General features: G+C 59.1%; 20 protein-coding genes, 2 tRNA genes and 2 pseudogenes. 10 read left to right on the top strand and 14 right to left on the bottom strand.

What is annotated here, in order from left to right:
* Window positions 1-205: 205 nt before the first annotated feature.
* The gene (locus ACLH1U_RS00365; RefSeq protein WP_000269841.1) at window positions 206-559 is read left to right on the top strand and encodes a type II toxin-antitoxin system RelE/ParE family toxin; all 354 of its coding nucleotides are present in this window, start codon (window positions 206-208) and stop codon (window positions 557-559) included.
* Window positions 560-563: 4 nt separating this feature from the next.
* Entirely contained in the window at window positions 564-866 is a 303-nt protein-coding gene (locus ACLH1U_RS00360; protein WP_072420726.1) for a helix-turn-helix domain-containing protein, read from the top strand.
* A gap of 434 nt (window positions 867-1,300) precedes the next feature.
* Here the strand turns inward: ACLH1U_RS00360 and ACLH1U_RS00355 are convergent.
* The 4 genes and pseudogenes from ACLH1U_RS00355 to ACLH1U_RS00340 form a co-directional block, all read right to left on the bottom strand.
* Window positions 1,301-2,232: pseudogene (locus ACLH1U_RS00355) on the bottom strand (tyrosine-type recombinase/integrase); the annotation flags it as partial.
* Window positions 2,233-2,393: 161 nt separating this feature from the next.
* Window positions 2,394-2,469, bottom strand: a tRNA-Asn gene (locus ACLH1U_RS00350).
* Between the two features lie 126 nt (window positions 2,470-2,595).
* A complete protein-coding gene (locus tag ACLH1U_RS00345; RefSeq protein ID WP_023290315.1) occupies window positions 2,596-4,032 on the bottom strand; it encodes an EmmdR/YeeO family multidrug/toxin efflux MATE transporter in 1,437 nt (478 codons plus the stop codon).
* Between the two features lie 89 nt (window positions 4,033-4,121).
* A pseudogene (locus tag ACLH1U_RS00340) lies at window positions 4,122-4,220 on the bottom strand (DUF5951 family protein); the annotation flags it as partial.
* A 5-nt stretch (window positions 4,221-4,225) separates the two neighbouring features.
* Here ACLH1U_RS00340 and ACLH1U_RS00335 point away from each other — a divergent pair.
* A tRNA-Asn gene (locus ACLH1U_RS00335) sits at window positions 4,226-4,301 on the top strand.
* Between the two features lie 253 nt (window positions 4,302-4,554).
* Complete coding sequence (locus ACLH1U_RS00330; protein ID WP_023290316.1) at window positions 4,555-5,658, top strand: AarF/UbiB family protein; 1,104 nt, start codon at window positions 4,555-4,557, stop codon at window positions 5,656-5,658.
* Here ACLH1U_RS00330 and ACLH1U_RS00325 read toward each other — a convergent pair.
* The 3 genes from ACLH1U_RS00325 to ACLH1U_RS00315 form a co-directional block, all read right to left on the bottom strand.
* Window positions 5,655-6,626 (bottom strand): sensor domain-containing diguanylate cyclase, encoded by a 972-nt coding sequence (locus ACLH1U_RS00325; RefSeq protein ID WP_023290317.1) that lies wholly within the window; start codon window positions 6,624-6,626, stop codon window positions 5,655-5,657. The two genes, ACLH1U_RS00330 and ACLH1U_RS00325, sit on opposite strands and share 4 nt — an antisense overlap.
* Window positions 6,627-6,830: 204 nt before the next feature.
* Window positions 6,831-7,667 carry an alpha/beta fold hydrolase gene (locus ACLH1U_RS00320; RefSeq protein ID WP_023290318.1) on the bottom strand — a complete coding sequence of 279 codons (837 nt, stop codon included), beginning with the start codon at window positions 7,665-7,667 and terminating at the stop codon, window positions 6,831-6,833.
* Between the two features lie 192 nt (window positions 7,668-7,859).
* Entirely contained in the window at window positions 7,860-8,435 is a 576-nt protein-coding gene (locus ACLH1U_RS00315; protein WP_285203118.1) for a hypothetical protein, read from the bottom strand.
* 131 nt (window positions 8,436-8,566) lie between these two features.
* Here ACLH1U_RS00315 and ACLH1U_RS00310 point away from each other — a divergent pair, with 131 nt between their 5' ends.
* Complete coding sequence (locus ACLH1U_RS00310) at window positions 8,567-9,481, top strand: LysR substrate-binding domain-containing protein (RefSeq protein WP_085550908.1); 915 nt, start codon at window positions 8,567-8,569, stop codon at window positions 9,479-9,481.
* Between the two features lie 5 nt (window positions 9,482-9,486).
* On the opposite strand, the gene ACLH1U_RS00305 is transcribed toward ACLH1U_RS00310, so the two are convergent.
* Together ACLH1U_RS00305 and ACLH1U_RS00300 are read right to left on the bottom strand one after the other, a co-directional pair.
* A complete protein-coding gene (locus ACLH1U_RS00305; protein ID WP_023290321.1) occupies window positions 9,487-9,822 on the bottom strand; it encodes a DUF1869 domain-containing protein in 336 nt (111 codons plus the stop codon).
* A gap of 4 nt (window positions 9,823-9,826) precedes the next feature.
* Window positions 9,827-10,159, bottom strand: coding sequence for a DUF1971 domain-containing protein (locus tag ACLH1U_RS00300; protein ID WP_002911866.1), 333 nt, complete (start codon window positions 10,157-10,159; stop codon window positions 9,827-9,829).
* On the opposite strand from ACLH1U_RS00300, the gene ACLH1U_RS00295 reads away from it, so the two are divergent.
* Entirely contained in the window at window positions 10,158-10,412 is a 255-nt protein-coding gene (locus ACLH1U_RS00295) for a hypothetical protein (protein WP_085550907.1), read from the top strand. The genes ACLH1U_RS00300 and ACLH1U_RS00295 overlap by 2 nt on opposite strands.
* Here the strand turns inward: ACLH1U_RS00295 and ACLH1U_RS00290 are convergent.
* Complete coding sequence (locus tag ACLH1U_RS00290) at window positions 10,383-12,293, bottom strand: putative bifunctional diguanylate cyclase/phosphodiesterase (protein ID WP_032428929.1); 1,911 nt, start codon at window positions 12,291-12,293, stop codon at window positions 10,383-10,385. The genes ACLH1U_RS00295 and ACLH1U_RS00290 overlap by 30 nt on opposite strands.
* Before the next feature lie 10 nt (window positions 12,294-12,303).
* Window positions 12,304-12,801, bottom strand: a complete 498-nt coding sequence (locus tag ACLH1U_RS00285) for a molybdopterin-dependent oxidoreductase (RefSeq protein ID WP_032428930.1) — start codon at window positions 12,799-12,801, stop codon at window positions 12,304-12,306.
* 305 nt (window positions 12,802-13,106) lie between these two features.
* On the opposite strand from ACLH1U_RS00285, the gene shiA reads away from it, so the two are divergent.
* Together shiA and ACLH1U_RS00275 are read left to right on the top strand one after the other, a co-directional pair.
* Window positions 13,107-14,426, top strand: a complete 1,320-nt coding sequence (gene shiA / locus ACLH1U_RS00280; protein WP_023290324.1) for a shikimate transporter — start codon at window positions 13,107-13,109, stop codon at window positions 14,424-14,426.
* Window positions 14,427-14,472: 46 nt separating this feature from the next.
* Window positions 14,473-15,213 carry a lipoyl protein ligase domain-containing protein gene (locus tag ACLH1U_RS00275; RefSeq protein WP_085550906.1) on the top strand — a complete coding sequence of 247 codons (741 nt, stop codon included), beginning with the start codon at window positions 14,473-14,475 and terminating at the stop codon, window positions 15,211-15,213.
* Here ACLH1U_RS00275 and ACLH1U_RS00270 read toward each other — a convergent pair.
* Window positions 15,173-16,129 carry a LysR family transcriptional regulator gene (locus ACLH1U_RS00270; RefSeq protein WP_048336048.1) on the bottom strand — a complete coding sequence of 319 codons (957 nt, stop codon included), beginning with the start codon at window positions 16,127-16,129 and terminating at the stop codon, window positions 15,173-15,175. The genes ACLH1U_RS00275 and ACLH1U_RS00270 overlap by 41 nt on opposite strands.
* Before the next feature lie 116 nt (window positions 16,130-16,245).
* Between ACLH1U_RS00270 and ACLH1U_RS00265 the strand changes: the two genes are divergently transcribed.
* Window positions 16,246-16,635, top strand: coding sequence for a tautomerase family protein (locus ACLH1U_RS00265; RefSeq protein WP_023290327.1), 390 nt, complete (start codon window positions 16,246-16,248; stop codon window positions 16,633-16,635).
* Between the two features lie 21 nt (window positions 16,636-16,656).
* On the opposite strand, the gene ACLH1U_RS00260 is transcribed toward ACLH1U_RS00265, so the two are convergent.
* A complete protein-coding gene (locus ACLH1U_RS00260) occupies window positions 16,657-17,388 on the bottom strand; it encodes an HPP family protein (RefSeq protein WP_023290328.1) in 732 nt (243 codons plus the stop codon).
* 199 nt (window positions 17,389-17,587) lie between these two features.
* On the opposite strand from ACLH1U_RS00260, the gene ACLH1U_RS00255 reads away from it, so the two are divergent.
* Window positions 17,588-18,697 carry an adenosylhomocysteinase gene (locus tag ACLH1U_RS00255; protein ID WP_004203536.1) on the top strand — a complete coding sequence of 370 codons (1,110 nt, stop codon included), beginning with the start codon at window positions 17,588-17,590 and terminating at the stop codon, window positions 18,695-18,697.
* 44 nt (window positions 18,698-18,741) lie between these two features.
* On the opposite strand, the gene cobT is transcribed toward ACLH1U_RS00255, so the two are convergent.
* Window positions 18,742-19,809 (bottom strand): nicotinate-nucleotide--dimethylbenzimidazole phosphoribosyltransferase, encoded by a 1,068-nt coding sequence (gene cobT / locus ACLH1U_RS00250; RefSeq protein WP_048336052.1) that lies wholly within the window; start codon window positions 19,807-19,809, stop codon window positions 18,742-18,744.
* Window positions 19,810-19,814: the final 5 nt, after the last annotated feature.

Genomic DNA, 19,814 nt, shown 5'->3' with positions numbered 1-19,814 from the left:
ACTCTTCAGACTGCGTTAATACCTGAACTGGTTTTTCGGTACAGGTCGTAAAACAGTGAATGTCTTGCAGGTTATTCACTGAAATACCCGAATGCGTCTTCATCTTTGAAGTAATGACGCATGAATCCCTCATCCCATCACTTCATAATCCGCTTTATAGCTTTACATCTATATAGTATTTAACCTATATTAATTGGGAGGTCCCGTGTGGACAATTAAAACAACGGATACGTTTGATCGCTGGTTTGCCTCGCTCAACGATACCGACAGGGTCAGCGTGCTTGCAGCACTGCTGGTCCTGCGGGAAAAGGGACCGGGTTTGTCCAGACCTTATGCTGATACGGTCAGAGGTTCCCGTTACAGCAACATGAAAGAGCTACGTATTCAGAGTCGGGGCGAGCCGATACGAGCGTTTTTCGCTTTTGATCCGACCCGTACCGGCATTGTGCTTTGTGCCGGAAATAAGGTCGGCAATGAAAAACGTTTTTACGATGAGATGCTCCCTGTTGCTGACAGGGAATTCACGAACTGGCTGAACACATTAAAAGAGAAGGAGTAACGCGATGGGCAGAACGCTGGAACAGCTTATTGCGGATGAAAAACCTGAAGTCGTGGCCGAAGCTCAGGCGATGGCAACGGACATAATGCTCAACATTCACCTTGCCGAACTGCGTGAGAAAGTACAGAAAACGCAGGTGGAGATGGCACAGGCGCTGGGCATCAGGCAACCTACCGTTGCAGGAATGGAAAAACCAGGGCGCGATCTGAAGCTTTCCACTCTCAAACGCTACGTTGAAGCGACTGGCGGCAAGCTACGTCTTGATGTTGAACTGCCGGATGGTTCTCACTACGGATTTGTACTGTAAACACTGACGCTCCCTGAACCGGAGCGTCAATTCCTTCATGACGGGCAGTGGTCTGCATTGCCGAAGGCTTTGCTGCCGCGTGACCGTAAAACTGCACCAGACGAAAAATTTTCAGATGCTGCACCAGTACCAGTGAGTCACTTTAACCGCAAAGTCGCGAGAAAGTGACGCACGCAGTCCTTTCGACTTGCACCAGATAACTCAACTGCGCCAGCTCATGGCTGGATTCTGACACTGCCTTTTCAGGCCATTTAACCCATAAGGAGAACATGAACCGATACCGAGGAGGATCTGGACGATCCGGGGGATAACCTGCGCAAGCGGGCGGTTGCTCAGAGAGCACAACCGAAGCCCCACCACACCTCAACGGCTGCCGCCCCTGCGCTCAGGTATCGTTCGCAGACCAACAAAAAACAAGGGCTATTGGCCTGTGCGCCGGGGAACACCAGTTCCAGATGGCCGGAAATCTCTTGTATCTGCTTCAGAATAGCAATTGCCTGTCGGGAAAGCGGCACAATGTGCGGAGTACGCATTTATGCGCCTCGGCCAGAGAAACGAACTTTCTCAATCGTTTCCCGTGTGGCGGGAATGGTCCAGATTTTGTGTCTGAAATCAATCTCGCTCCAGCGGGCGAAGCGCAGCTCACTGGAACGGATAAACAGATGCAGGGTCAGCACCACCGCCAGCCTTGTAAGCTGTCGCCCCTGCTGATAATCACCAATGCGCTCAAACAATTCAGGTAACCGCTCCAGCGGCAGGGCGGGATAGTGATTTTTAACCGGCGGCGCGGTGACGCCTTCCAGATGCAGCGCCGGATTGTTTTCAGTCAGCCCCTGCTGAACGGCGTAACGCATGATGTTGCAGAGTTGCTGCCGGGTTCGGGACGCGACTTCAAGAAAGCCTTTGTCCTCGATAACTTTCAGCAACGCCGTGAAATGCTGTGTTTTTAACAACGTGACGGGCAGATGACCAATCGCCGGAAAGATATGATTTTCATGCTGGCAAGGATGCGCTCTGCATAGTCAGCCGACCACTTTTTGTTGGTTTTGTGCCATGCCACCGCAACGGCCTCAAAGCATTTTTCCGGTGAAGCGGCGGCTTTTTCGGCAACACGTTGTTGCGCTGGGTTGATATTCTGCGCCAGTAGTTTACGGATACCGTCGCGCTGTTGACGGGGGTCAGAAAGCGAGACCTGCGGATAGGCACCTAATGCTATACGGGATTCTTTTCGGTTGAAGCGATATTTGAGATACCAGAGGCGTGAACCGCCCGGATTGACAAGCAGATACAGACCTTGAGAGTCGGTCAGTTTAAAGGGTTTATCAAAAGGCTTGATAGTGCGGATTTTCGCGTCGGAAAGGGACATATGGTGGTCATTCCATTATCGAACTGAAATGACCCCAAATCAGACCACCAATTTCGCCGGATGCGGAGGGAAAACCAGATATGCATCGGGAAGGATTTTCACGCTAACTTATTGAAACCTAATTGAATAGGAATTTATAAGCACGCCTGAAAGCAGGAATTTGGCTCCTCTGACTGGACTCGAACCAGTGACATACGGATTAACAGTCCGCCGTTCTACCGACTGAACTACAGAGGAATCGTGTGAACGGGGCGCATATTAACGATGACGCCGGACGCTGTAAAGCCTGTTTTTAATAAAATGAATCGTTTGCCGAATTATTCCTCACTTTGCGCAAAAAATGGCGTTTATCCGGCAAACGGATCAGGTATCCGGCGTTGAGGCCTTCACCCGCGGGTACTTCCATAGCCAGCGGCCGCTCACCATGCGGAAGTAAAACAGCGCGCCGCGCACTGCCCAGTCGAGCACCATCCCTAACCAAACGCCGATCACCCCCATCCCCAGCACGATACCCAGCGTATAGCCCGCCACCACCCGGCAGCCCCACATGCCGAGCATCGACACCCACATGGTATAACGTACGTCACGGGCGCCTTTGAAGGCGCAGGGTAAAGTCCACGACAGCGACCAGATCGGCATAAACAGGGCGTTGAGCCACAGCAGCTGCTTCACCACCTCTTTTACGTCTTCTTCATGGGTATAGAACGAGGCGATAAAGCCCGCGAACGGGGCGCTGCCCCAGGCAATCAGCGTCAGAATAATGGTCGACAGCCAGAACACATGCCAGGCCTGGAATTCCGCCTGGCCAATCTGCCCTTTCCCCAGCCGCTTGCCGGTAATGATCGTCGAGGCGGAGCCGAGGGCGTTGCCCGGCAGGTTAATCAGCGAGGCCACCGAAAAAGCAATGAAATTGCCGGCGATAACGTTGGTGCCCATCCCGGCGACAAACATCTGGGTCAGCAGCTTACCGCCATTGAACAGTACCGATTCGATACTGGCCGGGATGCCGATCCCCATCACCTCCCAGATAATGGCGAAGTTAAAGGGTTTGAAGTAGCCCTTCAGCGACAGCCGCAGCGCGGGATTGAGGCCCACCATCAGCACCCAGATAGTGGCGATGGCGCCAATATAGCGGGCAATGGTCAGCCCGAGACCGGCGCCGACAAAGCCCAGCCCCGGCCAGGAGAAGAGGCCATAGATGAGCACGCTGCTGATTAGGATATTGAGGATGTTCATCCCGCCGTTGATCAACAGCGGGATTTTGGTGGTCCCGGCGCCGCGCAGCGCCCCGCTGCCGATCAGCGCAATCGCCGCCGCCGGATAGCTCAGCACCGTCAGCTCGAGATAGGTCAGCGCCAGGTCCTTCACCTGCGGGGTGGCATCGCCGGCGACAAAATTAATAATCTCCTGACCAAAAGCGTGGATCACTCCCGCCAGCACAATGGAAAACAGGGTCATAATGGCCAGCGACTGGCGCGCGGCCGCTCTCGCCCGCCGCCGATCTCGCTTGCCGAGGCTAAAGGCCACCACCACCGTGGTACCCAGATCGATAGCGGCAAAAAACGACATGATCACCATGTTAAAGCTATCGGCCAGGCCCACCCCGGCCATGGCCTCTTTGCCCAGCCAGCTGACAAGGAAGGTGCTCAACACCCCCATCAACAGCACACAGGCATTTTCCAGCAGAATGGGCACAGCGAGAGGGCTGATTTCGCGCCAGTACAGCACACGATAACGCTGACGTTTTTTAAACCAGGATGTCCGTTCGACGGCCTGGCGTACGGCGGAGGTGACGTTCAAGAGAGACCTTAGTGAGAGATGTTGAAACAACATTTCAAATGATGATCGAGAAATGGATATCCTGCAAAGTATTTTTCCGTAATCATTGTCGGAAATGACAACAAATTGTTGATGGAAGCGGCAGTTGCACCTGAACGGGCGAATTGATGTTTGACAAAAGATTTTTCGCCGCTAAGATACGACTCCACACGATTCCTCTGTAGTTCAGTCGGTAGAACGGCGGACTGTTAATCCGTATGTCACTGGTTCGAGTCCAGTCAGAGGAGCCAAATTTAAAAAGCCTGCTTTCGAGCAGGCTTTTTGCTTTCTTGCGTCTCTGGCGTTAACTCTGAATCGCACCCAGCCTGGCAAACACCTCATTGACAACGGCGTCAGGGCCGCCGCCCTACGCCCCAGGTATCCTCCGTGAACGCGCCACCGCTCAGCCTGAAAAAGCGCCCGGCGGTAGGATGATTTTGCTGACGCTTGCGGGTGAGATAGCGTGGATAAATCACTCTGTCCCATGTCTTTTAAGGAGGCGCCATGAACCTCAGACAACAGCAGCAGCAGGCGTTCGATCGCAGCGGAGAACCTCTTATCGTCGGCGACGTCAATCACTGTCCACTGCCGCCGGAGACCCTCGCCGCGCTGGCTGCGGATTCACCCTATGTGGTGCAGGTATACGGTTCGGGGCTGACCGGCGAGGTTTACCGGCTGCGCATCGCCGGCAAGGAGTACAATTTAAAGAAAAGACGCGCCGTGGCCGGCGTTGCCAACCTTAACGGGCAGCTGTCGTTTTTAAACGAGGTACAGCGCCGGCAGGCGCTGCAACGGCTGAAGGATGACCCAAATACCGCGCCGCGCTTCACCCACATCGTCCCGACGCTGTATGCCGATTATCGCCTCGGCATCCTCCTCTCCCCCTGGATCGATGGCGAGCCGATTCACCAGTTGACCCCGCCGCTGATCGCTCAGCTGTTCACCACGCTGGAAGCCTGTGAGGAGCAGGGGCTGATGGAGTGGGATCTCTGTAGCGGGAACCTGCTGGTGGACCGGGAGGAGCAGCTGTGGCTGTTCGATTTTGGCTATATGTATCCCTTCGACCCGCTGAGAGAATTCAACAGCAACGGTCTGGCCGATCCCCTGTTTCACTTTGTCGAGCGCTTTGAGACCCGCTTCTTTTTTAGCTGGCTGATGACCCGGGTGCCCGATGCCGAACAGCAGCTGGCGCAGTATCGCGAGATGAAGCGGCTGGCGGTCGAAAGCTACCGGCGCAAGCTGGTCTGGCTTCGCGCCCGGCGGGCATCCCCGCAGGTGCAGGCTCATTTTCAGCAGATAACGGCGCGCTGGGAGACGGCGCTGGCGGACCCTGCCGCGCTGAGCCGGTTGTTTGCCCTGGAGGCCTTCCGCTCACACGTGCTGGATATTGAAGACGACCTGCATGGCCAGTCCTGCACCTTGCTCACCCTGCAACGTATCGACTGGGTGATAGGCCAGCTGGAACAGCATTATGACTTTATCGCCGATCAGGGCGGCCTGTTTTATGACAACGCGGGGAAATCGCAGCAGGCGCTGCTCGGTGACTATGCGCAGAAGCGGCAGCAGGCGCAGGAGTACCTGCTGAATGCCGCCGCCGCAAAGGATTAACGACGCTCGCGCCCCTGTTTCTGCTTCGCCTGATACATCAGGCGGTCGGCAGTGGCCACCAGCGCGTTGAGACTGGGGTGGCTGGCGGGATCGTACTCCACGCAGCCCCAGGAGAAGGCCAGCTGCCAGGGGTGAGCCGCCTGCTGGTTGAAACGCGCCACGTTGTGGCTGAGCGTCTCCATCGCCGCCGCGGCATCGTGGCGGCTGGTATTGGCGAACAGAATAATAAACTCATCGCCCCCCTGCCTGGCGAGGATATCGGATTCACGGAAGGCGGCTTTCATCAAATCGGCGATGGCGATCAGCGCGCGATCGCCCTCTTCATGCCCCCAGGTATCGTTGATGTGCTTAAAGCGATCGAGGTCGACAAACGCCAGGCTCACCGGCTCATGACGGCGCTGGGCCGTCAGCAGGGCATACTCGGCCAGGGTGAGGAATCCCCGGCGGTTAAACAGTCCCGTCAGCTCATCAGAGGTTGCCGCATCCAGCACCTTGAACTCATCCTCCACGATCGCCGCCAGATCGCTTAAGATCTGCATTTCATGCGCGGAAAACGAACGCGGCTGATGGTCCATCAGGCAAAAAGACCCCACCGTCGCGCCATCCGGCAGCTGCACCGGGTACCCGGCGTAAAAGCGGATAAACGGCGCCTGGATCACCAGCGGGTTGTCGTGAAAACGCTCGTCCTGCTGCATGTCGTTAACGATAAGCGGGTCGGTTTGCAAAATGGTATGGGCGCAAAATGAAATATCTCTCGGCACCGTGTCCACATCCAGACCGGCACAGGATTTGATATGCAGCAGATCTTCTCCTACCAGGCTGATGGACGCCACCGGCAGGTTATACAGCGAACGGGCAAGCCTGGTCAGGCGATCAAAGCGTTCTTCTTTTCCGCTATTCAACAGCCCGGAAGAGCGAAGCGATTGCAGGCGACGCTGCTCGTCGGGATGAAGTCCGGCTAATTTCATTGTCTCTCTCTTGTCTCTTGCGCAGAATTCCACCGGGCTTCCCGCGGGAAACCCGGCGTTTTATCCTGCCAGGGGGAAAATAGTCGTCAGGTATCCCATGAGTTAAGCAGATTTCCCCTGCTCGTCAACCGGCGCGCCCCGGCGACGGGCGGCCGGGGCGTTGGCGGAAGACCATTGCGGCATTCCGCCCGGCGAAAGGGAAGATCAGGCGCGGATAAACGCCAACAGATCGGCGTTGATGGTATCGGCGTGGGAAGTGTGCATCCCGTGCGGGAAGCCAGGGTAAACGATCAGCTGGCTGTTGGGCAGCAGCTGGTCCTGCAGGATAGCGGCATTTTTATAGGGAACCACCTGATCGTCATCGCCCTGCATGACCAGCACCGGCAGCGTAATCGACTTAAGATCTTCGGTCTGATCCGTTTCTGAAAACGCCTTAATACCTTCATAATGGGCTTTGGCGCTGCCGATCATCCCCTGTCGCCACCAGTTCTGGATCGTCCCCTGCGACACCTCCGCTCCGTCACGATTAAAGCCATAGAACGGGCCAGAGGCGACGTCGAGATAGAACTGGGCGCGGTTAGCCGCCAGCGCTTTGCGGAAACCGTCAAACACCTCGATCGGCGTGCCGCCAGGATTCTGTTCGGTTTTGACCATCAGCGGCGGAACGGCGCTGATGAGCACCGCCTTCGCCACCCGCCCCTGCGGCTGGCCGTAGCGGGCCACGTAGCGGGCGACCTGGCCGCCGCCGGTGGAGTGCCCGACGTGGACCGCATTGTGCAGATCCAGATGCTCCACTACCGCCGAGACGTCTGCCGCATAATGGTCCATATCATGCCCCTCGCTGACCTGATCGGAGCGGCCATGGCCCCGGCGGTCGATGGCGATGACCCGAAAGCCTTCGGCAAGGAAAAACAACATCTGGTTATCCCAGTCGTCGGCGCTTAACGGCCAGCCGTGATGAAAAACAATCGGCTGAGCTTCCTTTGGACCCCAGTCTTTGAAGTAAATATTGACGCCGTCTTGGGTGGTGACAAATGCCATGTTACAGACTCCTCTTTCAGGATAACCAGCCTGCAGGCCCGTGCCTGGACTGAATGCCGACGGCGGCCGGCGGAGATGCCAGCCGCGCAGGAATGTGATGCCAGTAACAGTGTAGAAGAAATTTATCACCCCGCCGGACGACTTATCCCGTTTCGCTTGATCGGCTCGCCTGAACCCGGCAAGCGGCGGCTACTACGCCGCACTCTCCTGCTGGCGGATGCGCACAATCAGCGCGCCGAGCAGCGCCCAGTCCAGCAGCACGGCGAAGGCAAAGTTCACGCCGCCGCGTCCTGCCCCGGCGGTGTGCCAGGTCAGCAGCGTCGCCGCGATAGCGACAGCCACGCTCAGCGTCGTGGCGCCGCTGACGCGGCGACCCGACAGTGCCGCCCTTCCCGCGGCAACGCGCCAGGCGACAGCCGCCCCCGCGCTGCCGAACGTCACACCGGGGAGCAGCGCCGGCCAGGCCTGGCCGCCATACCAGGCCACCAGCGCCAGCAGCCAGCCGGCCGCCGACACCAGGAAGGCCCAGCGCGTCGCCGTCAGGGGCGCCCGATATAGCCAGGGCTGCGCGCGCGCGAATCCCCATCCGGCGCCGAAGGCCGCGATCAGGAGCGCCAGCAGACCCAGCGTGCCGCTCGCCCCGATAACGGGGGCCATGATGAACAGCAAGGCCCCGGCGGCGAAGACTACGCTGAGGGCGATGGCGCGACCGCGCGGGTCGATGGTTCCCGCAGCGTTCGCGGCGGCATGGTGGTGTAAAACGTGCATATTCAGCTCCTGACACATTAAACGGCATGAAAATAACTCATGTCATCGTCTTTACATGCCCGTAGCCTATCGCCACTATACAGGGACACACAAACGCATAGTTTTCAGCCATAGATGAGAAAAACTCAGCCATGAGACCCCCCCGCCTGCCGCCGCTGGGCGCCCTGCGCGCCTTTCACGCCGTCGCCCGCCAGCGTAGTTTTAAACTGGCCGCCGGGGCGCTCGGCGTCAGCGCGACGGCGGTCAGCCATCAGATTAAACTGCTGGAATCGGTCCTGGAGTGCCGGGTCTGCGAACGCAGCGCGCAGGGCGTCAGCCTGACCGCCGATGGCGAGATCCTCTACGCCGCTACCCAGCGCGCCTTCAGCGCCCTGGAGCAGGCCGTCGTCCAGATAGCCCAGGCCCGCCAGCCGCCATCCTTAACCGTCACCACCACCTCCAATTTTCTCACCCACTGGCTGGTGCCACGGCTGGCGGACTTCACCGCCCGCTTTCCGGCTATCGACCTGCGTCTGCACACCAGCGTCGAACGGGTGGATCTGCAACTGGGCACGGTGGACGCCGCGATTCGCTATCGCGAAACGCCCGAGCCGGATCTGTGCTGTACGCTGCTGCATGAGGATCGCTTTATCGTGGTCGCCAGCCCGACGCTGGCCCTCAGCCGGCCTGACGATCTGGCGCAGGTGACGCTGTTTCACGTCGCCAACCGGCACGTACCGGCCGATTCGCCGAGCTGGGAGAACTGGCGTCGCCGCTATGGACCGCCGACGCTGAATATTGACGCGGGGTTAACCTTTAGCGATGAAACCCATGCCCTGCAGGCGGCGGTGGCCGGCCAGGGGGCGGTGATCGCCAGCGAACTGCTGGCGCGGGATCTGCTGCAGCGCGGGGTGTTATCCGCGCCATTCAGCGGCGCATTGCCGGGCGCCAGCTACTATCTGGTCACCACCGAAGCGGCAGCGCAGCGGGCGGATATTATCGCGCTGCGGGAGTGGCTGGTGGGTCAGATGGCCCAGGGCGACAGCGGCCAGCCGGCAGCGGGATAGCGGCCTTACCAGCCGCAAACGTTGGTCTCTTCGTCGGACTCATAGCCGCGGACGATATTGATCAGCTCCTTCACCGCATCGGCCGCGGTAAGCGGGTCGCGCAGCGCCGCCAGCGAGGAAAAGCTTTTATCGACCGAGACGCCGTTATTGTTATTGGTGACCGTCAGCACAAACTCCCCCTCTAAATTGTCGTCCGGCAGAGCGCTCAGCAGCCCATTAACGGCCTCTACCGCCTGCTGCGGAATATACAAGACCATCGGTTTGAGGAATATTTTTTCTTGTTTCCGCTGAAGCCGGCCATTCTCTACCGCTAAGGTATAACCTTTATTTTCACTGTTCATAATTTTATCCCTCGATGAGAATTTTCGGATCAACATAGAAGTCGACATTAAATACCGTATCCTCCGAGAGGGCCTCAATGCAGTGCCATTTTTCCGGCGGAAAAACGCCAAACTGGCCGGCTTCAATGGTCAGCGTTTCAACCGGTTCGGGGCTGGTTTCATCGGCATAGCCGAGATAGCGGATCGCCCCCTGCATCACCGACAGCCGGGGATAGACCCCCTGGCGGGTGCCAGCGTCCAGATGGCGGCGCCAGATAGAGGCCGGAGCGGTCTCCTTAGTCCACAGCGGCGTGCTGCGGGTATGAACGTAATGGGTGGGAATAATAATTCGCTGCATGATTGCGCCTCACTTTACCGTCGCAAAGGATACGGTCAGAAATAGCCTATATGATGCATATCATATACCTCTTTCAAAGGTGAAGGATATTATTTTCCTGGCGAATTTTACCTCTACTCCTTTTTATACCCCTCTGGGATTAGCGCTAAGAGAAAATAAAAAAGGCGATTCCAGCTTTCTGAAATCGCCCGGAATAATATCTTTAAGGGCCTTCATATTTCATTTAGCGCAGCGGACTCGGTTTGCCGATTAAATAGCCCTGCACCAGGTCGCAGCCCAGCGCCTGCAGCGAGGCCAACTGCTCTTCGGTCTCCACGCCTTCAGCCACAATGCGCATATGCAGGCTCTTTCCCATGCTGATAATCAGGCGCACGATATCCAGATCGTCTTTTTGCTCCGGAATATTGATAACAAACGAGCGGTCGATTTTGATTTTATCGAACGGGAAGTAGCTTAAACGCGACAACGAAGAATAGCCGGTACCAAAGTCATCGATGGAGATTTGAATGCCCTGCTCGCGCAGCTGGCTGAGAATTTCCAGCGAACGGGTGTTCTCATTGAACACATCCGACTCGGTGATCTCCAGATCCAGCCGTCGCGGGTCGAGGCCAGTCTGCTGCAATACGCTGATAATGGTGTCGGTCAGCGAGGTGTTCATCAGCTGAATCGGTGAAACGTTGACCGAGACCTTGAGCGGCGTCGCCCAGCTGGCCGCTTCGGCACAGGCGGTTTTCAGCACCCACTCGCCGAGGGCATTGATAAGGCCGATTTTCTCTGCCACCGGGATAAACACCGTCGGCGGCACGGCGCCGCGCACCGGATGGAACCAGCGAACCAGCGCTTCATAACCGTAGATTTCGCGCGTAACGGTATCGGCGATCGGCTGGTAGTAGACTTTGAATTCGTCATGGGCCAGGGCCTGCAGCAGATCGTCTTCAAACGATTTATTCTCCTGCAGACGCTGCAGCATTCCGGGCCGGAAGATTTGTACATGGCCGCTGCCCTCTTTTTTCGCCTCATACAGGGCGAGGTCGGCGCACTTGTAAAGATAATCGGTCCGGCTTTCGCCATCAGAGATCACGATCCCGATGCAGGCGTCGATATTAATCTGCGCATCGTAGATCTGATAGGGCTGGCTGATCTTCTCCCGGATAACATTGGCCCGCTCGAGCGCCATCTCTTCGGTCAGATCGTAAGAGAGCATCGCGAACTCATCGCCGCCGAGACGATACAGCGTCTCTGAGGTTTTACGGAAAAAAGAGAGGCGGCTGGCCAGATCCTGCAGCAGCTTATCGCCGGCGTCATGCCCGAGGGTATCGTTTACATCCTTAAAGCTGTCGAGGTCGAAAAGCATCACCACGGCGCAGCCATTATAGGGGCGCACCTGATTGACGATCTCCTGCAGACGCTGCCAGAAAGAGAGACGGTTTGGCATACCGGTCAGCGAATCATGGTAGGCATCGTACTGCAGTCGACGGTTCTGCACCTGCAGCTTCTCTTTCGAGGCCTGCAGATCGTTGGCCAGGGTTTTCATACGAACGTGGGCGCGCCGCAGGTTATTATTCTGCCGCAGCATCAGCAGGCCGAGGGAAATACACATGGCGATCAGCAGAATGGAGATCACCGAGTAGATATAATAGAGATGCTGAATTTTATCATGGGTGATATTAACGATATTAATATCTTGCGTCAGCGTGGCGGCCGCCATTGAGGTCAGGGGGCCATCCAGTTCGCTTAACACCGGCAGGATCGCTTTAACCTGCGCCGGCGTCATGGTATCAACTTGTTTATCAAGCAAATGGAGATTGCGGATCAGCGTGGCGACCACCGCCTTCCGCTGTTCGCTTTTATTAATAAAGCGACCCAGATCGCCCTCCTGCAGGAGTTCGATCTGGCTCATCATGATCTCGAGGCGCAGGCGCACCTCATCGTGGTCCGCCCCTTCGGCCCCAATCGCCATTCCCGCCAGACGAGACTCCAGTCGCATATATTCCGATACCATCTGCGACATTGACCACGAGTCCGTATAGCGGGTAAATTTTTGCAACTCACTTTGTCGCTCATGCACCAGATAAGTAATATATCCAGTCACAATAAACAACGACAAAATAATAGCCGTGAGTATTCGATTCAAGATCCGACCCTTACTCTATTATAATCTTAGAAACTTGCCAGGCCGATCGGGAATAATAGATCTGGTTCTGTAATTCAGCGCTGCTGTCGTAAGGGTAGACGATAAATAACGGGCCTTTATCCCGAACGCGCATATATTGGCCGTTCATTTTTAGCGCCATAATGACCGGGAATTTATAAAAATCGTCCATCGGGATAATAGTGGTGTAGTCGTTGAGCGCCAGCACGCGGACGGATTGACCTTTAGCGCCGACTAAATCCATGAGTTTATTAAGGGGAATGCCGTCAAAACGGACCTTGCCGGTGTACCAGGGGGTGGTGGTTTCCACCGTCTTCATGCCCAGCTTTTCCAGCATCGCGAGATCAAAAACCGCCTTGTCACCGACGTTCGTATTTCCGATTTTGCCGGAAATGGTCAGTACAGGTTTTCCTGTCGGCGCAGGCAGTTTTTCAGCATAAGCAGAAGGCAACATGACAGAACAAAATAAAACTGCAAGAAGTAGACGCATTTAACTCACCATTCCAGAGAAGGAGACATGTTAAGTGTAAACCATTTACGTCAATTCTTAAAAGGTGCTCCTCTTTGTTATCCGTTGATTTAATTAAAAGTATAAGCTTGCTGGCAAATTGCCAGAATGTTGAGTAAAGGGTGTGATTTCGCCCGCCTTTCCGGTCGCTTATTTTTGCACCAGCTCGCCGCTTAGCAGGCAAACTACTTTCCTCCACGGCCGCTGCGCGGTAGTCTCAGTGCAGACGCTACGCTAAAAGCGTCTCATTCCAATAACAACGAATTACGTGACTGACAGGACAGGGTATGGATTCAACAATAAGCGTGCAGCCCGGCGAGGCGCCGGATTCGCTGCATCGGGCCCGGCGGGCGGCATGGGGCAGCTTTGCCGGCGCCGTGGTCGACTGGTACGATTTTCTTCTCTATGGCATTACCGCCGCGCTGGTGTTCAACCGCGAATTTTTCCCGCAAATCAGCCCGGCGATGGGCACCCTTGCCGCGTTTGCCACCTTCGGCGTCGGGTTTCTTTTTCGCCCGCTGGGCGGGATTATCTTTGGCCACTTCGGCGACCGTCTCGGGCGCAAGCGGATGCTGATGATGACCGTCTGGATGATGGGTATCGCCACCGCCTGCATCGGCCTGCTCCCCTCATTCAGCCAGATCGGCTGGTGGGCGCCGGTGCTGCTGGTGTTTCTGCGGGCGGTTCAGGGCTTTGCCGTCGGCGGCGAATGGGGCGGCGCGGCGCTGCTCTCGGTGGAGAACGCGCCGAAGGGAAAAAAAGCCTTTTACAGCAGCGGGGTGCAGGTGGGCTACGGCGTCGGCCTGCTGCTCTCCACCGGGCTGGTATCGCTGATCAGCAGCCTGACCACCGACGAGCAGTTCCTCAGCTGGGGCTGGCGCTTACCCTTCCTGTTCAGCGTGGCGCTGGTCCTGATTGCGCTGTGGATCCGTAACGGTATGGCCGAATCGCAGGAGTTTGAAGCCCAGCAGAGCCAGGCCAACGCGCCGCAGGTGAAAAAGCGACTGCCGGTGGTGGAAGCCCTGCTTCGCCATCCCGGGGCGTTTTTACTGATTATTGCCCTGCGGTTGTGCGAACTGCTGACCATGTACATCGTCACCGCCTTCGCCCTCAACTACTCGACGCAAAACCTCGGCCTGCCGCGCGAGCTGTTCCTCAACATCGGCCTGCTGGTGGGCGGCCTCAGCTGTCTGACTATCCCCTGCTTCGCCTGGCTGGCAGACCGCTTTGGCCGCCGGCGGATCTATATTACCGGGGCGCTGATCGGCACGCTGAGCGGTTTTCCGTTCTTTATGGCGCTGGAGAGTCAGTCCGTTTTCTGGATCCTGTTCTTCGCCCTGATGCTGGCCAATATCGCCCATGATATGGTGGTCTGCGTCCAGCAGCCGATGTTTACCGAGCTGTTCGGCGCCAGCTATCGCTACAGCGGCGCCGGCGTCGGCTACCAGGTGGCGAGCGTGGTCGGCGGCGGCTTTACGCCCTTTATCGCCGCGGCGCTGGTCACCTTCTCCGGGGGCTCCTGGCACAGCGTGGCCCTCTATCTGACCGCGGGATGCCTGCTGTCAGCGCTCACCGCGCTGTTGATGAAAAAGCATACCGTCGACTGACCAGCCTTCGGAGGGCGCGACCCGCGCCCTCCGGTAAGGAGAACGCATGTCTCTGTTGCCCCTGGCCGACTGCTGGCCACGCCGCTTTACCCCCGCCTCGCTGGCGCTGCAGTTTTGCGAGGACCCCACCCAGGCGGAACAACCGCTGTTTGCCAAAGCCGGCGCCGGCGAGGCCGTCGCCCAGCTCTGGCAGGCGCCGCAGGGATTCGTGGTGCCGGGGAGCTATCGTCAGTTTGCGGACCTGCCGGCGGTCAGTGCGCGTTTTGCCGCGCGGGGCTGGCCGGTATGGCTCCGCCGCTCCGGGGGCGGTCTGGTGCCCCAGGGGCCGGGGATTATCAACCTCAGCCTCGCCTGGCCGGTGCAGCAGCCGCTCGGCGAGGCCGCCGAACCCATCTATCACTCGCTGTGCGTTGTGCTGCAGCGCACCCTCGCGCGCTTCGGCGTTGCCAGCCACGCCAGGGCGGTGAGCGGTTCCTTTTGCGATGGCCGGTATAACCTCGCCTGCGGAGAGGGAGAGGAGGCGCGCAAGATTGTCGGTACCGCCCAGTACTGGCGGCCGCAGACGGCGAGCGGCGGCCATGTGGTGCTGGCCCATGCGGTGATCCTTATTGACGCCGACCTTAGCGCGGCGCATCAGGCGGCGAACGCCTTCGAAGCGCAGCTCGGCAGCGGGCGGGTCTACCGCGCCGACAAAACCGTCACCCTGGCGCAGTTGCTTCCCGGCGAGCGCCATCTACTCCCCCGCTTCAGCGAGGCGCTGGCCCGGGAGCTGGACGCGGCTCGCTGAAGGTCGCTTTCAGGTAGCGGCTAAAGGTCTCCACCGCGCGCGACACCCGCGGAGTATAGGGCCGGATGACGTACAGCCGATCGGCGAACACCTCCACCGGCTGCCACGCCGGCAGCAGCTCCTGCACCAGCCCGCGGCCGATAGCCTCCCGGGCGCTAAAATCCGGCAGCAGCGCCACCCCCAACCCCGCCAGCACCGCATCGCGCAGCGACTCGCTGTTGTTGGTGGCGAACGGCCCCTGCACGTTGATGGTCACCCGCTCATCGGGCGTCTGGCGGGAGGCGAACGTCCAGTGCGGGCGCTGGGGCCCACGGGGATAGGTCAGGCACTGGTGTTGACGCAGATCGTCGGGCGTCTCCGGGCGGCCATGGCGGCGAATATAGTCGGCGGATGCGACGATCAGCGTGGCCGTGTGGCATAGCGGCCAGGCGACGTGGGTGTCCGGGAGCGCCTCGCGCCGACAGTGGCGGATGGCGAGGTCGAACCCTTCGCTGCCGAGAGAGACCAGCCGGTCGGTCACCTCCAGCTGCAGATGCAGCTGGGGATGTTGATGTAAAAAGGGCGCGATCGCCGGCACCAGCTGCTGACGGGAAAAGGCCACCGGCGCGGTCAGGCGCAACGTCCCCCGCAGCGGTCCGCCCTCATCGCAGGCGCCGGTGAAAATATCCCGCAGCTGGCCAAACGGCTCACTGAGCTCCGCCACCAGCCGCAGCCCGTCGTCGCTGAGGCTGACGCTGCGGGTGGTGCGATGGACCAGCGTTTTACCGGTCACCCGCTCCAGCTCGCTGATTTTCTGGCTGATGGCCGACTTGCTGATCCCCAGCTTTTCCGCGGCCCGGGTATAGCTTTTCTGCTCTTCCAGCACCGTCAGCCAGTAAAGATGGGCCCAGTAACTCTCCGGACGACTCTCGCTCATATTGATTGTTCACCAGTAAAAACAATGTATTCAACTATAGCGGTTTTTGCCCGCGACGGCATCGGCTAGCATCCATATCAGACAGCGATTATTCCCTAACGATAAGGACCACCTGCATGCCATTACTGACATTTGACCTGATTGAAGGCCGTACGGAACAGGAGATCAGAACCCTGCTGGATGCCGCTCATCGCGCCGTGCTGCGCGCCTTCGAGGTACCGGAACGCGACCGCTACCAGATTGTTCACGAAAACAAAGCCCACCATATGGTGATTGAAGACACCGGCCTCGGACTGACCCGCACGCGGGATCAGGTGGTGGTGCGGGTCTATACCAGCCCGCGCAGCGACGCGCAGAAGCAGCGTTTCTTCGCCATTCTGCAGGAGGAGCTGGCGGAGCATTGCGGCCTGAGCGGCGATGATGTGATGGTGTCGATTATCAGCAACCAGAAAGGCGACTGGAGTTTTGGCCGCGGGGTCGCGCAGTATCTTACCGGCGATCTCTAACCCGCGGCCGGGAGGGCGCTGTCAGCGGCGGCCAGCCGCCGCGATGCGCTGGCGCGCCTGCTGTTCGATATTTTCCAGCAGTTCCTGGACATCGTCTTCGTCAATGTCGAGGAACTGGCCTTCCAGCAGCGCGGCGTGAATATCTTCCCGGGTAACCGAAATGCCCAGCGGCACCGCACGGGATTTGACCTCCTCCGCCGCCAGCGGATGGGGGTAGCGGCGGCCAACCAGATTGTTAAACACGATGGCCAGCAGCGCCAACATCAGCGAGTTGAGCAGCACCGGCGTCAGCACAAAGTGATAGCCTTCGCTGTGCACCCCGGCGCCGCCGAGGATCGCCGTCAGGGCCACCGCGCCGCCGGGAGGATGCAGGCAGCGCAGAAAATACATCCCGGCGATGGCCAGCGCCGCCGCCAGCCCGCAGGCCAGCGCCGGGTCGGGCACCAGCATACCCACCGTGACGCCGATCAGCGCCGACAGCACATTGCCGCCGACAATCGACCACGGCTGCGCCAGCGGACTGCTCGGCACGCCAAACAGGAGTACCGCCGATGCGCCCATGGGGGCAATAAACCACAGGTTGACTTCGCCGAGCAGCCAGTGGCTGAACATGCTGGTCACCGCCAGCCCGGTACCGGCGCCGATAGAGCCCAGCACAATATGCCGACGAGCCACCGGCAGCGCGTGCGGCTTCAGCCGCCCAAGGAAAATCCGCAGCCGCGAAAACAGGCCTGCGGGAATAACACTCAACATCGCTTTATCGCTCAGATCATAGGAATTACTTATATTTTATTTTCTTTTTTTAACCTTACATTAACAACCCTGTATTTAGCAGGGGATCGCGCGGGCGGCGATTTCCGGGCGGCGCAGGGCTGTGAATTCTCGCCCGGGCTGATAGAATCCCTTTTCTGTCAGGGGGATACCCCTTTTGCGAACTGAAGGTCATAACCCAGTGAATAATAAAATCTCTTTAGCGAAAGAAGTGGCATGGGCCAGCCAGAATATGCCGCGTACCCTGCGTCAGGTCGCCGCCCTGCCCGACCTCAGCGGCGTCCGCCTTGCCTGCTGTATGCACCTCGACATGAAAATGATCCCGCTGGTGCAGGGGATCCTCGACAAGGGCGCTCAGGTCTTTTTAACCACCTGTAACCCCACCACCGTGCAGGACGACGTGGTGGCCTGGCTGGTGGAGCGCGGCGCCGAGGCCTGCGCCTGGCGCAATATGAGCGATGCCGACTGGCAACAGTCATGGGAAAAAGCGATCGCCTGGCAGCCCACTCACCTGTGCGAAATGGGGGCCGATATCACCACCCTCCTTCACCAGCGCGGCGAGTTCGGCAACATCGTGGCGGGTCTGGAAGCCACCGGCTCCGGCGTCAATCGACTGGGGGATATTCAGCCCGGCTATCCGATCTTTAACTGGGACGATCTGCCGGTCAAAGAGGGGCTGCATAACCGCCATATGGTCGGACTCACCGCCTGGCACACCTTCTTCCAGACCACTCATCTCACCCTGCATGAGAAAAAAGTGCTGGTGATCGGCTACGGCCTGGTTGGCCAGGGCGTCGCGGCGGCGGCAAAAGCCTTTGGCGGCCAGGTGATGGTGGCGGAGATCGATCCTGCCCGTCGGCTGCAGGCGGCCTATGACGGCTGGCACGTGGTCGATCTCCAGGAGGCTATCGCCTCGGCGGACGTGGTAGCCACCGCGACAGGCGGTAAAAACGTGGTTAATCGCCAGGCGCTGGACCGGGCGAAAGCGGGCGTGTTTATCCTTAACGTCGGCCACGTGGCGGAAGAGATCGACGGCGAGTACCTGCGCCAGTACCCTCAGGAAGAGGTGATGCCGTATATCAACGCCTACCGCATGGCTGACAAAACCGTCTACCTGATGGCCAATGGCTCGATGCTCAACCTGACCGCCGGCTTCGGCGACAGCCTTAACGCCTTTGACGTCACCCTGGCGGTGATGGCCAGCGGTATCGGCCATATTGTCAGCGACGGTATGCGCGCCCCGGCGCAGGTTTACCTGCTGCCGCAGGCGGTCTGGCAGCAGGCGCTGTAAACCCGGCGCAACGTCCCCCTTCCTCGAGACGATGCGCTTTATCATCAGGACGCTGGCGCGCTGTCGGGCAGCACAATGTTGCTCTGCGCCAGGGTCCCCATCTGGTGGTACATCGCGCTGGCAGCATCCAGCAGGTGCATGGCCAGCGCGGCGCCGCTGCCCTCCCCCAGGCGCATGTCCATATCGAGATACGGGCGCAGACCCAGCGCATCGAGGGCGATCCGCGCCCCTTTCTCCGCCGACAGGTGCGAAGGGATAAGATACGGGTGCGCCGCCGGGGCCATGCGGCAGGCCGCCAGAGCCGAAGCGTAGGAGAGGAAGCCATCCAGCACCACCGGCAGGCCGCAGGAGGCCGCCCCGAGGATCACCCCGGTCATACCCACCAGATCAAAACCGCCCACCTTCGCCAGCACGTCCAGCCCGTCCGCCGGGTTCGGCTGGTTATGAGCGATCGCCTGGCGCACCACCGCCACCTTATGGCCCCGCTGCGCCAGCGGCAGATTGGCCCCGCAGCCCACCACCGCGTCGGGGTCGCTGCCGGTCAGGACGCTGATCGTCGCAGCGGCCGGGGTGGTATTGGCCATCCCCAGCTCCCCCACGCCAAAGACGTTCACCCCGTCGGCGGCGAGCTGGCGGGTGAAACGCATGCTGGCCAGCAGCACCGTCTCCGCCTGCTGACGGCTCATCGCCGCCGTCCGGGCGATATTCCCGCTACCGCGGGCCACCTTGAGGTTGATCAGGCCCGGCAGCGGCTCGGCGTCGATGCCGACATCCACCACCTCCACTCTCACGCCAGCCTGCGCCGCCAGCACGCAGACGCCGGTGTTGCCCCGCACCATATTGCCGGCATGAATGGCCGTCACCGCCTGCGGGGAAGGGGTCACGCCTTCATGCCAGACGCCGTGGTCGGCGCACATGACCACGATGGCTTTTTCAGTCAGCGCCAGCTGCCCCTGCAGCCCCGGCAGACCGGCCAGCTGTACCGCCAGGCTCTCCAGACGGCCAAGGCTGCCGGGCGGCTTTAACAGGCCATCAATATGCTGCTGCGCGCGCGCCATGCCCGTCACATCGGGCTGCGGAATGGCAGCCAGTAACGCCGAAAGTGTTTCCATTCTGT

Origin of the sequence: Klebsiella sp. 1SOBk5mer, from assembly GCF_046603115.1 — a bacterium.
Lineage (GTDB): Bacteria > Pseudomonadota > Gammaproteobacteria > Enterobacterales > Enterobacteriaceae > Klebsiella > Klebsiella quasipneumoniae.
This window is presented reverse-complemented; position numbering and strand designations above follow the sequence as displayed.

What these genes read in the sequence shown, in the direction of transcription:
- ACLH1U_RS00360 (WP_072420726.1), top strand. Translation starts at nt 564, where the DNA reads ATGGGCAGAACGCTGGAACAGCTTATTGCGGATGAAAAACCTGAAGTC.
- ACLH1U_RS00310 (WP_085550908.1), top strand. Translation starts at nt 8,567, where the DNA reads ATGAGACCCCCCCGCCTGCCGCCGCTGGGCGCCCTGCGCGCCTTTCAC.
- ACLH1U_RS00265 (WP_023290327.1), top strand. Translation starts at nt 16,246, where the DNA reads ATGCCATTACTGACATTTGACCTGATTGAAGGCCGTACGGAACAGGAG.
- ACLH1U_RS00300 (WP_002911866.1), bottom strand. Translation starts at nt 10,159, where the DNA reads ATGCAGCGAATTATTATTCCCACCCATTACGTTCATACCCGCAGCACG.
- shiA (WP_023290324.1), top strand. Translation starts at nt 13,107, where the DNA reads ATGGATTCAACAATAAGCGTGCAGCCCGGCGAGGCGCCGGATTCGCTG.
- cobT (WP_048336052.1), bottom strand. Translation starts at nt 19,809, where the DNA reads ATGGAAACACTTTCGGCGTTACTGGCTGCCATTCCGCAGCCCGATGTG.
- ACLH1U_RS00325 (WP_023290317.1), bottom strand. Translation starts at nt 6,626, where the DNA reads ATGAAATTAGCCGGACTTCATCCCGACGAGCAGCGTCGCCTGCAATCG.
- ACLH1U_RS00270 (WP_048336048.1), bottom strand. Translation starts at nt 16,129, where the DNA reads ATGAGCGAGAGTCGTCCGGAGAGTTACTGGGCCCATCTTTACTGGCTG.
- ACLH1U_RS00260 (WP_023290328.1), bottom strand. Translation starts at nt 17,388, where the DNA reads ATGTTGAGTGTTATTCCCGCAGGCCTGTTTTCGCGGCTGCGGATTTTC.
- ACLH1U_RS00320 (WP_023290318.1), bottom strand. Translation starts at nt 7,667, where the DNA reads ATGGCATTTGTCACCACCCAAGACGGCGTCAATATTTACTTCAAAGAC.
- ACLH1U_RS00305 (WP_023290321.1), bottom strand. Translation starts at nt 9,822, where the DNA reads ATGAACAGTGAAAATAAAGGTTATACCTTAGCGGTAGAGAATGGCCGG.
- ACLH1U_RS00275 (WP_085550906.1), top strand. Translation starts at nt 14,473, where the DNA reads ATGTCTCTGTTGCCCCTGGCCGACTGCTGGCCACGCCGCTTTACCCCC.
- ACLH1U_RS00315 (WP_285203118.1), bottom strand. Translation starts at nt 8,435, where the DNA reads ATGCACGTTTTACACCACCATGCCGCCGCGAACGCTGCGGGAACCATC.
- ACLH1U_RS00330 (WP_023290316.1), top strand. Translation starts at nt 4,555, where the DNA reads ATGAACCTCAGACAACAGCAGCAGCAGGCGTTCGATCGCAGCGGAGAA.
- ACLH1U_RS00295 (WP_085550907.1), top strand. Translation starts at nt 10,158, where the DNA reads ATGATTGCGCCTCACTTTACCGTCGCAAAGGATACGGTCAGAAATAGC.
- ACLH1U_RS00285 (WP_032428930.1), bottom strand. Translation starts at nt 12,801, where the DNA reads ATGCGTCTACTTCTTGCAGTTTTATTTTGTTCTGTCATGTTGCCTTCT.